This window comes from uncultured Flavonifractor sp. (assembly GCF_944385615.1).
GTDB lineage: Bacteria > Bacillota > Clostridia > Oscillospirales > Oscillospiraceae > Flavonifractor.
In genome coordinates, this window is record NZ_CALWXV010000009.1 from 46,115 (window position 1) to 56,265 (window position 10,151).

Consider the following 10,151-nt stretch of genomic DNA (forward strand, 5'->3'; position numbering starts at 1 on the left):
AGAATTTTATCACACAAATACCGCCTGCACCAGAATCATGTACAGGATGGTGCCCCCAAAGATGCTGAGCAGGTTGTTATGCCGCCACAGATGGAGGGCCACCACCGCTCCCACTGAAATGAGCTGGGGCAGCCAGTCCCCCGCCTGGGCAAAGGAGAGATCCTTCAGGCAGTAGATGATAAGCATGGCGATAATGGCGGGGGGAAGCACCCGGCCCAGGTAGAGAATCAGCTTGGGGGGTGCGGTGCCCCGGTCAAAGAGCAGGAAGGGGAGAGCCCGGGTGAGAAAGGTGACAACGGCCATAACGGCGATGGAGGCAATGGCCCCAGCGGTGGTCAGCATGTGGTTTCCCCCTCCTTTTCCTCTAATTTTTCCCGCAGTACCAGCAGCAGCAATACGATGACCCCCAGGGAGACAATGAGCATCTGCTGCTGGCCAAAGACCTGCCCCAAAATGAGCAGAAACACGATGGTGACCGCTCCCCCCAGCAGGGCGGGCAGGTGCTTGCGGTAGGCCTTCCACTGGTCCACGGCGATGACCACGAAGAGGGCGGTCATGGCAAAGTCAATGCCGGTGGTGTCCACCGGAATAAGGGCCCCCGCCACCGCGCCGATCACCGAGCCCAAAATCCAATAGCTCTGATCCAGCAGGGCGATGGCAAAATAAAAGCTCTTGGGGTCCACCCCCACTGGAGCCTGGGCCGAAGCCAATAACGCATACGTCTCATCGGTGAGGGAAAAGATCATATAAAACTTCCGCCAGCCCATACCCCGGAATTTTTCCAGCATGGACAGACCGTATACCAGGTGGCGGAAGTTGATGAGCAGGGTCATGAGGGCCACCGTCCCCAGACCGGCGGCAGTGGACAGCAGGGTCACCCCCAGATACTGGCCCGACCCGGCGTAGATGGTGAGGGACATAAAAAAGGCCCAGATAAAATTGTACCCAATGGCCTGGAGCATAAATCCAAAGGCCATGCCGATGGCCAGATAGCCCATCAGCACCGGCACCGTCACCGGAAAGGCGGCGGAAAGGGCTTTGCGGTTCATAGCGCGCACTTCCTTTGTGCTGAGATCGAATCAATATTTTACACACGTTAGCGCAGAAAAGCAAGAGGGGTGGGGGATTTTCCTTTTTCCCGCCGAATGGGGTCCTTTCCATGCAAAAGAGTTGTTTTTATCCACCGAAACGGTATATAATAGGTACCTCTATTCGATTGGGCTTTGTTTGACTGGAACAGGAGCAAGTAACATGAAGAAACTGTTGTTTATTTATAATCTGCACGCCGGGAAGGGCGCTTTGCGGGGGCGGCTGGCCCCCATTCTGGACGGTCTGACCCAGGAATGGGACGTGACCGTCCATCCCACCCGGGGAGCCGGAGATGCGGCGGTCACCGCCCGGGACCGGGCGGGGGAGTTTGACCGCATCGTGTGTTCCGGGGGGGACGGCACCCTCCACGAGGTGGTATGCGGTCTGATGGAGCTGCCCCCGGAGGGGCGGCCCACCATCGGATACATCCCCGCCGGTACCACCAACGACTTTTCCAAAAATCTGGAGCTGCCCCGCACGTTGGAGGAGCTGGCGGTGGTGGCGGCGGCGGGGGCGCCCCGGCCGGTGGACGTGGGAAGCTTCAACGACACCCACTTTGTCTATGTGGCGGGGTTCGGGGCCTTTACCGATCTGGCCTACAACACCCCCCAGCAGGCTAAAAACCTGCTGGGCCATCTGGCCTATGTGCTGGGCTCCGTGACCCGCCTGGGCACCATCCAGCCCCACACCATGACCCTGGAGCACGATGGCGTGGTGCTGTCGGACAGCTTTTGTCTGGGGCTGATCTCCAACACCCTGTCGGTTGCTGGCATCAAGGGCACCCCGGCCCAGCCCATCGCCCTGGATGACGGTCTGTTTGAGGTCATGCTGGTGCGCCAGCCTCAGAACATTCTCCAGCTTCAGAACATCATGAAGGCCCTGACCAACATGAGCGACGACGAGGAGGGTCTGGTGACCTGCTTCCGCACCAGCCATCTGAAGATCACCAGCGATCAGGCGCTGGCCTGGACGCTGGACGGGGAGTACGGCGGGGACCATCAGGTGGTGGAGATCTCCAATTGTCACAATGGCGTCACCATTGTGTACGGGGCGTAATACTGTGGGAAAAGACCTACAGGTCTTTTCCCACAAAAAGCCGCATGACGAATGGGGTTCGATTTCTTGCGAAATTGTCACCCCATCCGTCATGAGAAGTGTCCTTTCCGAGGCGCATGTCCCCGGAAAGGACGGATTCTGATTTGATTCCGCCGCCTGCGGGCGGCGGAACTCTGCGAGGCTTCCTTATTGGAAGATTTTTTGACAAGTTGCGGCGGGGGCAAGCCCCCGCCCTGCTTTGATTTTACCAGGTAAGGATACAGATTATGACTACTTACGACGCTGGAACGTTTGATATTGCCGTTATTGGGGCAGGCCACGCGGGCATCGAGGCCGCCCTGGCTGCCGCCCGGCTGGGCCTCAGGACCCTGTGCTTCACCGTCAACCTGGACGCGGTGGGCAACATGCCCTGCAACCCCGCCATCGGCGGCACCGGCAAAGGCCATCTGGTGCGGGAGCTGGACGCCTTGGGAGGAGAAATGGCCAGGGCCGCCGACCGGGCCTGCATCCAGTACCGGCTCCTCAACCGGGGCAAAGGCCCGGCGGTGTGGTCCCTCCGGGCCCAGGCCGACCGCCGCCGCTACCAGGAGGTGATGAAGCACACCCTGGAACAGCAGGAAAACCTGTGGGTCAAACAGGCCGAGGTCACCGATATCCTCACTCAGGATGGCCAGGTGGCCGGCGTGCGCACCGTTTACGGGGCGGAGTACGCCGTCCGGGCGGTGGTGGTGGCCACCGGCACCTTTCTGGGGGGGCGCACCATCATCGGCGAAGTTACCCGGGACTCCGGCCCCGACGGGCTGGCCGCCGCCCTCCCCCTCACCGACAGCCTCAAAGGGCTGGGCGTGTCCCTCCGCCGGTTCAAAACCGGCACGCCCCCCCGCATCCACGCCCGCAGCGTGGATTTTTCCAAGCTGGAGCTCCAGCCCGGGGACGAGCAGGTGGTGCCTTTCTCCTTTGAGACCAAAGTGCCCCCGGACAATCAGGCGGTGTGCTGGCTGACCTATACCAACGAGCAGACCCACGCCATCATCCGGGCCAATCTGGACCGCTCTCCCCTGTACGACGGGACCATTGAGGGGGTGGGACCCCGGTATTGCCCCTCCATTGAGACAAAAATCGTCCGTTTTCCCGACAAAGAGCGGCATCAGCTCTTTTTGGAGCCCATGGGCCTCAACACTGAGGAGCTCTACCTCCAGGGATTTTCTTCCTCTCTGCCCGAAGAGGTGCAAGTAAAAATGCTTCACACCATTCCCGGGCTGGAACAGGCCGAGATGACCCGCCCAGCCTACGCCATCGAATACGACTGCGTAGACCCCACCCAGCTTTTGCCCACCCTGGAGCACAAGGGGGTGAAGGGCCTGTACGGGGCGGGGCAGTTCAACGGCTCCTCCGGGTATGAGGAGGCCGCCGTCCAGGGCTTTGTGGCGGGAGTGAACGCCGCTTTGCAGCTGCTGGGCCGGGAACCCCTCATTCTCCGGCGGGATCAGGGGTACATTGGGGTGCTCATTGACGATCTGGTCACCAAGGGCACCAACGAGCCCTATCGGATGATGACCTCCCGCACCGAGTACCGGCTGCTCCACCGGCAGGACAACGCCGACCGGCGGCTATGCCCCATCGGCCACGCCATCGGGCTGGTAAGCGACGAGCGGATGGCGGCGGTGGAGGCAAAATACGCCGCCGTGGACAAGGAGATCAAGCGCCTGGAGCACACCGGCACCCATGAGGGGCGGCTGTGCGACCTGCTGCGCCGTCCGGAAAACACCTATGATAGTCTCTCCACCGTGGACCCCAACCGGCCGGAGTTATCCACAGAGATCACCGAGGCTGTGGAAATCTCGGTGAAATATCAGGGGTACATTGACCGGCAGCTGCGGCAGGTGGCCGAGCAGCGGAAGATGGAGGACAGGCCCCTGCCCGCCGACCTGGATTACCTGTCCATGGAGGGCCTGCGGCTGGAGGCCCGGCAGAAGCTGGACCAGATCCGCCCTTTGAATCTGGGGCAGGCCAGCCGAATTTCCGGGGTCAGCCCGGCAGATATCGCGGTTTTGATGGCCTTTTTGGAAAAATAACCGATGATCCACACCAGAAGGAGAAACTATGAAGGAACAGATCGTATTGGGCCTGTCCGGCGGGGTGGACTCCGCCGTGGCGGCCCGGCTGCTGCTGGAGGCGGGATATGCCGTCACCGGCTGCTATCTGGACATTGGCCTGGGGGGGACCGGGGCGGAGGACGCCGCCCAAGTGGCCCAGCGGTTGGAAATTCCCCTGGAAATCGCGGATATTCGGGCCGATTTGGAGCGGGAAGTATGCGCCCCCTTTGCCGCCGCCTATCAGGCCGGGCGGACGCCCCTGCCCTGCGCCCTGTGCAATCCGGCGGTGAAATTTCCCGCCCTGTTCCGGGTGGCTGAGCGGCTGGGGGCCAGCTATGTTTCCACAGGGCACTACGCAAATGTGGAAAACGGAGTGCTGAAAAAGGGCAGACCCGCCAACGACCAGTCCTATATGCTGGCCCGGCTCACCCGAACGCAATTACAGCATATTATCTTCCCCCTGGGGCCCTATGAAAAGCGGGAGGTGCGGGAGCTGGCCCGGAATTATAGTCTTCCGGTGGCGGACAAGCCCGACTCCATGGAGATCTGCTTCATCCCCGACGGGGATTACGCCGCCTGGCTGGACCGCCGTGGGTTTTCCACACCGGAGGGGGATTTTGTGGACAAGTCCGGCAAGGTCCTGGGCAGGCATAAAGGAATTCACCATTACACCCTGGGACAGGGGAGAGGGCTGGGGGTATCCGGTCCCCACCGGTACTATGTCACCGCCCTGGACCCGGAGCACCATCAGGTGGTACTGTCCGACGGCTCCGACCTGGGCAGGTCCACGGTGCTGTGCTCCGCCCCCAATTGGATCGGGGTAGAGGGGCTGGACGGGCCCCTGGCGGTCACTGTCCGGCTGCGCCACTCCCGGACCGAGGGGGAAGGGGTGCTCTACCCCCACGGGGACGGGGTGCTGATTGAGATGAAGGCCCCCGCTCGGGCCCCCACCCCCGGCCAGCTGGCGGTCTTTTACCGGGGGAATGTGGTGGCCGGCAGCGCCTGGATCGAGGCCGGCCTCTCCTGAACAGATAGAGAATGGAGGAATTACACCATGAAAAAGCTCGTTTGTACCTCTCTGGCCCTGTGTCTGCTGCTGGCGGGCTGCGGCGGCGGCGATAAAAAGGCGGAGGAAACCCCCACGCCCAACCAGCTCCAGCGCCTGGAGCTGACGGCGGAGGAAGACGCCCTGCTCAATCTGGTGGGAGGCACCGAGGCCGAGTACGGCCTGTATCAGTGCGCCGCCGGGGAGGGGGTCACCGGCTACACCATCGAGGTGCTGTCCTGGTCCGACGGGTCCTGGGAGACCCTGGCGGAAGGGGGCCTGTCCGCCCTGCAAAGCGACGCGCTGCGGCTGGGTATTGTGCTCAGCGGGGACAAAATCACCGTCAACTTCCAGGACGGGGGCGCCCGGTATAGCTACGCCCCCCAAATCCAGGATATGGACCGCAATCTGGACACCGGCCGCAGCTGGGTATGGCTGGAGGACCCCCAGATATTGACGGTTGGAGAACGGACACCCCTATATTTAGAGGTTTATGACAATGGCAGCGGCATCCGCTCCGCCACCCTGCCCGACACCTTCTCCGACGCCGGACAGCTCAACAGCTACGACCGGGCCTATGCAGTGGCCATCACCGCCCAGCCGTAAAACGCTCCGGTACGGAGGTGCATGGGCGGCCATCTATAAGACAAGTAAAATTACTTTACATCATTTTCCCGGATGCTATCCGCCTTTTTCCCTTGTCCGCCCCCGCCCATTGCCGCCCGGTACACAGGTTTTATCTTCCTTTTTATTTTACCCCAAGGGGAGGTCGAAATCTTGGAAAACACCCCGCTGTACACCGCCCTGCGCAACTTCGCCGCCAAAACCCCCCTGCGGATGCACATGCCCGGCCACAAAGGCAAACCCCTGCCCAACTTCCCCCTGGAAGAGCTGGCCGCCCTGGACTTTACCGAGCTGCCCCCCACCGGCAACCTGTTTGACGGCGGCGGGGCCATCGGGGAGGCGGAGGCGCTGTGGGCGGAGGCCTTTCACATGGACAGCTGCCTCTTTCTCACCGGCGGCTCCACCCAGGGGGTGCTGGCCGCCCTTACCCTGGCCTGCAAGCCGGGGGACACCGTTCTGCTGGACCGGGGGAGCCACCGCTCGGCCTACAACGCTCTGGCCCTGCTGGATTTAAAGCCGGTGTATCTGGAGCGGCCCTGGCTGGAAGAGGCGGGGGTCACCGGCCCCATCTCCCCGGAACGGGTGGAGGAGATGCTGAAGGCCCACCCGGGGAGCAAGGCCTTTTGCCTTACCTCGCCTACCTATTACGGCGTGCTGTCCGATTTGCCCGCCCTGGCGGAGGTGGTCCACCGCCACGGGGCCATTCTGGTGGTGGACGGGGCCCACGGGGCCCATCTGCCCTTTTTGGGGGACTACGGCCAAAGGGCCGCCGATTTGCTGGTGGTCTCCGCCCACAAGACCCTCCCGGCCCCCGGCCAAACCGCCCTGCTCTTTTCCAACGGCGCCTTTTCCCACGCCGAGCTGCGGCGGGCGGCCAGTCTGTACGGCTCCTCCAGCCCCTCCTATGCCATGATGGCCGCACTGGACCTGTGCCGGGCCCATATACTGGAGGGCGGAGCGGCGGCCTACCATCAGACGGCAGAGCAGGTGGCCCGCCTGCGGCGGCGGTTCCCCGCCCTGACCCAACAGAGCGCCCCTCTGGACCCCACCCGGCTCACCCTGCTGTCCCCCGACGGATACCGGGCGCAAAGGGCCCTGGAGGAACGGAATGTGTGGCCCGAGATGGCCGACGGGGGCCATGTGGTGCTCATTCCCACCTGTGCCGACGGCCCGGCCGACTTTGCCCGGCTGGAAACGGCTTTGGAACAAATCCAGCTGGGGCCCTGTCCCGGCTATCCGCCCCCGCCCCCGCCGCCGGAGATGGCGCTCTCCCCCCGGCAGGCCCTGTTCGCCCCCCGGCGCGCCCTGCCTCTGGAACAGGCGGTGGGGCACATTTCCGCCGGTCAGGTGGCCCCCTATCCCCCTGGTGTGCCCGTCATTGCCCCGGGAGAGGTGGTGGACAAAAAAAGTATCGCATATTTGAAACAAATAGGTTATAATACACTGGAAGATGTTTCTGTGGCCGTCCTGTGTGAAGCGGCCTCAGCGCCGGAGTTTCGGCATCTTTGAGCAGGAGGGATACACATGAAACTGGTTCTGGCTATCATCAACCACGACGACGCCAATACCGTAACCCAGGCCCTGACCAAAAAGGGCTTTTCATCCACCAAGCTGGCCACCACCGGCGGCTTTCTGATGGCGGGCAACGTGACCATTCTCATCGGTGTGGATGAGGAAAAGGTGCAGAATGTCATCGACATTATCAAGGAGCACTCCCACTCCCGCAAGCAGATGATCCCCACCACCTCGGAAATGAGCTACGGCTACTATCCCAGTATGCCGGTGGAAGTGGTGGTGGGCGGCGCCACCATCTTTGTGGTGGATATCGAGCGGTTCGAGCGGGTGTAAGATGGACCTGTCCACACTGGTGGGCAACGCCCCCCTGAAGCGGCAGCTCTCTCTGGAGACCGCCCGGCGGGGCCTGTCTCACGCCTATATCCTCAGCGGGCCGGCAGGGTCGGGCAAGCGAACCCTGGCCGGCCTGCTCTCCGCTGCCCTGGTATGTACCGGCGGGGGAGAGGTCCCCTGTTTTGCCTGCTCCGGCTGCCGGAAGGCCATGGGGGGCATCCACCCCGATATCATCCGGGCCGGTGGCGAGGGGGACGAGCTCAATGTGGCCCGGGTGCGGGCCATCCGCAGCGACGCCTATATCAAGCCCAATGAGGCCCCCCGGAAGGTGTACGTCCTGGAGGGGGCCCAAACTATGAACGACTCCAGCCAGAACGCGCTCTTAAAGCTGCTGGAGGACGGGCCGGCCTACGCCGCCTTTTTGCTGCTCACCGACAACGCCGCCGCCCTGCTGTCCACGGTGCGCTCCCGGTGCGAGGTATTAACCCTCTCTCCGGTGACGGTGCAGGAGGCGGAGGCCTTTCTGGCCGCCCGGTATCCCGACTGCTCCCAGGCCCAGCGGGCCAACGCCGCCGCCCGGTGCGAGGGCATTCTGGGCCGGGCAGTGGACCAGCTGGAGGGAAAGGCCGGGGACGGCAAGGCCCTGGAGGGGGCGGCAAAGCTGCTGGAACGTTTTTGTTCCGGGGACGAGCTGGCCCTGATGGATTTTTGCGCCTCTCTGGAGCGGGACAAGTGGGACCGGGACTCTCTCAGCGCCCTGCTGGATGAGTTTTTGCTGCTGCTGCGGGACTGCGTAGTGTGCGCCGCCGGGGCCCTCCACGAGAGCGACCCCCGTCGCCGGGCGCTGGCCCAACAGGGCGCGGCGGCCTTGTCCCCAAAGGTACTGACCCAGGCCGCCGCTCTGACCGAGCGGCTGCGCGCCGCCTGCGGCTTTTATGTGGGCGCCGGCCATCTGGCCGGGTGGCTGGGGGCGGAGCTGGCCCAGCTGGGCCGGTGACAGGCCGTTCTGCGCAACATACCACATCTGGAGGTAACTATGACCGAGATCATCGGCGTCCGCTTCAAAAGCGGGGGCAAGCAATATTATTTTGATCCCCAGGGGGAGCAGGTGTCCCCCGGCCAGGGGGTCATTATCGAGACCTCCCGGGGCCTGGAGTACGGCGAGTGCGCCCAGGGCAACACCATGGTGGAGGACGAAGAGGTGGTACAGCCTCTGCGGCCCATGGTGCGCATTGCCACCGAGCGGGACCTGGAGACGGTACAGAAAAACCACGAGAAGGAGAAGCGGGCCTTTGCCATCTGCCAGGAGAAGATCGCCGCCCACGGGCTGGAGATGAAGCTGGTGGAGGTGGAGTACAACTTTGAGGGCAATAAAATTCTCTTTTTCTTCACCGCCGAGGGCCGGGTGGACTTCCGGGCCCTAGTGAAAGACCTGGCGGGGGTGTTCCACGCCCGCATCGAGCTGCGGCAGATCGGCGTCCGGGACGAGGCCAAAATGCTGGGGGGACTGGGCATCTGCGGCCGGCCCCTGTGCTGCGCCTCCTTTTTGGACGAGTTCCAGCCGGTGTCCATCAAAATGGCCAAGACCCAGAACCTGTCCCTCAATCCCACCAAGATCTCAGGCACCTGCGGGCGGCTCATGTGCTGTCTGAAATACGAGCAGGAGGCCTATGAAGACGCAGTCCGCCGGATGCCCAAGAACGAGTCTTTTGTGGAGACCCCCGAGGGGGTGGGCACCGTGTCCCAGGTGGATCTGCTGAAGGAGACGGTAAAGGTGCGGCTGGACGACGCACCCGAGACCCCCAAGTGCTTCCACAACTGTGAGCTACGGGTGATCCGCAACGGCAAAGGCAAGCGGCCGGAGGACTATGTGGCCCCGCCGCCGGAGGAACTGGCCAAGCTGCGGAAGGTGACGCCGGTGGAGGAGCCCCGCACCCTGACCGGTGGGGTAAACGCCGCCCTGGCGGAGCTGGGGATGGGGGAGGACAGCGCCGCTGACGCCCGCCGGAACCGGAGCCGCCGCCGCAAACCGGTTGGGGAGCAGCCCCAGGAGAAGCGGCGGGAGGAGGCAAAGCCTGCCCAGCAGCGGCCCAGCCAGCCCCGGCCCCCCAAGGGGGAGGCCAGACCCCGGCCTGAGCCCAAGCCCAAGGGCATGGAGAGCAGGCCCGCCCCGGAAAAGCCCGCCGCCGAGGGGGGCGCTCCGGCGGGAGACAAAAAGCGGCCGCCCCGCCGCCGGTATCACCGCCGTCCCCGGGGGGACAAGCCTCAGAATCCTGCGGAATAACGAAAATAAAGCGGGCGGCCGTACGGCCGCCCGCTTCAGCCTGTCGAAAAAGTCCAGCAAAAGCTGGGCTTTTTCATTTAGATGAGATAAAATAGAGGAGGTGGTGAGA

The 10,151-nt window shown here is 63.4% G+C and carries 10 protein-coding genes; 8 read left to right on the forward strand and 2 right to left on the reverse strand.

The annotated features are described in order from the left end of the window. Positions 1-9: 9 nt before the first annotated feature. Entirely contained in the window at positions 10-342 is a 333-nt protein-coding gene (locus tag Q0J75_RS04330; RefSeq protein ID WP_297197167.1) for a branched-chain amino acid transporter permease, read from the reverse strand. Then, positions 336-1,049 (reverse strand): AzlC family ABC transporter permease, encoded by a 714-nt coding sequence (locus Q0J75_RS04335; RefSeq protein WP_297197170.1) that lies wholly within the window; start codon positions 1,047-1,049, stop codon positions 336-338. The genes Q0J75_RS04330 and Q0J75_RS04335 overlap by 7 nt, the downstream gene beginning before the upstream one ends. A gap of 202 nt (positions 1,050-1,251) precedes the next feature. Between Q0J75_RS04335 and Q0J75_RS04340 the strand changes: the two genes are divergently transcribed. The 8 genes from Q0J75_RS04340 (at position 1,252) to ricT (ending at position 10,042) form a co-directional block, all read left to right on the forward strand. Beyond that, positions 1,252-2,145 (forward strand): diacylglycerol/lipid kinase family protein, encoded by an 894-nt coding sequence (locus tag Q0J75_RS04340; RefSeq protein WP_297197173.1) that lies wholly within the window; start codon positions 1,252-1,254, stop codon positions 2,143-2,145. Positions 2,146-2,411: 266 nt separating this feature from the next. Beyond that, positions 2,412-4,220, forward strand: a complete 1,809-nt coding sequence (mnmG, locus tag Q0J75_RS04345; RefSeq protein ID WP_297197176.1) for a tRNA uridine-5-carboxymethylaminomethyl(34) synthesis enzyme MnmG — start codon at positions 2,412-2,414, stop codon at positions 4,218-4,220. Between the two features lie 28 nt (positions 4,221-4,248). Further along, complete coding sequence (mnmA, locus tag Q0J75_RS04350; RefSeq protein WP_297197179.1) at positions 4,249-5,268, forward strand: tRNA 2-thiouridine(34) synthase MnmA; 1,020 nt, start codon at positions 4,249-4,251, stop codon at positions 5,266-5,268. A gap of 27 nt (positions 5,269-5,295) precedes the next feature. Beyond that, complete coding sequence (locus Q0J75_RS04355; protein ID WP_297197182.1) at positions 5,296-5,892, forward strand: hypothetical protein; 597 nt, start codon at positions 5,296-5,298, stop codon at positions 5,890-5,892. Positions 5,893-6,063: 171 nt separating this feature from the next. Next, positions 6,064-7,419, forward strand: coding sequence for an aminotransferase class I/II-fold pyridoxal phosphate-dependent enzyme (locus Q0J75_RS04360; protein ID WP_297197185.1), 1,356 nt, complete (start codon positions 6,064-6,066; stop codon positions 7,417-7,419). A 15-nt stretch (positions 7,420-7,434) separates the two neighbouring features. Further along, positions 7,435-7,758, forward strand: coding sequence for a cyclic-di-AMP receptor (locus tag Q0J75_RS04365; RefSeq protein ID WP_297197190.1), 324 nt, complete (start codon positions 7,435-7,437; stop codon positions 7,756-7,758). Between the two features lies 1 nt (position 7,759). Further along, the gene (locus Q0J75_RS04370; protein ID WP_297197193.1) at positions 7,760-8,755 is read left to right on the forward strand and encodes a DNA polymerase III subunit delta; all 996 of its coding nucleotides are present in this window, start codon (positions 7,760-7,762) and stop codon (positions 8,753-8,755) included. 39 nt (positions 8,756-8,794) lie between these two features. Continuing rightward, positions 8,795-10,042 (forward strand): regulatory iron-sulfur-containing complex subunit RicT, encoded by a 1,248-nt coding sequence (gene ricT, locus Q0J75_RS04375; protein WP_297197196.1) that lies wholly within the window; start codon positions 8,795-8,797, stop codon positions 10,040-10,042. Positions 10,043-10,151: the final 109 nt, after the last annotated feature.

Bases quoted from the DNA above. Each gene is read 5' to 3' on its own strand.
- Q0J75_RS04330 (WP_297197167.1), bottom strand. From the start codon at position 342: ATGCTGACCACCGCTGGGGCCATTGCCTCCATCGCCGTTATGGCCGTT.
- Q0J75_RS04335 (WP_297197170.1), bottom strand. From the start codon at position 1,049: ATGAACCGCAAAGCCCTTTCCGCCGCCTTTCCGGTGACGGTGCCGGTG.
- Q0J75_RS04340 (WP_297197173.1), top strand. From the start codon at position 1,252: ATGAAGAAACTGTTGTTTATTTATAATCTGCACGCCGGGAAGGGCGCT.
- mnmG (WP_297197176.1), top strand. From the start codon at position 2,412: ATGACTACTTACGACGCTGGAACGTTTGATATTGCCGTTATTGGGGCA.
- mnmA (WP_297197179.1), top strand. From the start codon at position 4,249: ATGAAGGAACAGATCGTATTGGGCCTGTCCGGCGGGGTGGACTCCGCC.
- Q0J75_RS04355 (WP_297197182.1), top strand. From the start codon at position 5,296: ATGAAAAAGCTCGTTTGTACCTCTCTGGCCCTGTGTCTGCTGCTGGCG.
- Q0J75_RS04365 (WP_297197190.1), top strand. From the start codon at position 7,435: ATGAAACTGGTTCTGGCTATCATCAACCACGACGACGCCAATACCGTA.
- Q0J75_RS04370 (WP_297197193.1), top strand. From the start codon at position 7,760: ATGGACCTGTCCACACTGGTGGGCAACGCCCCCCTGAAGCGGCAGCTC.
- ricT (WP_297197196.1), top strand. From the start codon at position 8,795: ATGACCGAGATCATCGGCGTCCGCTTCAAAAGCGGGGGCAAGCAATAT.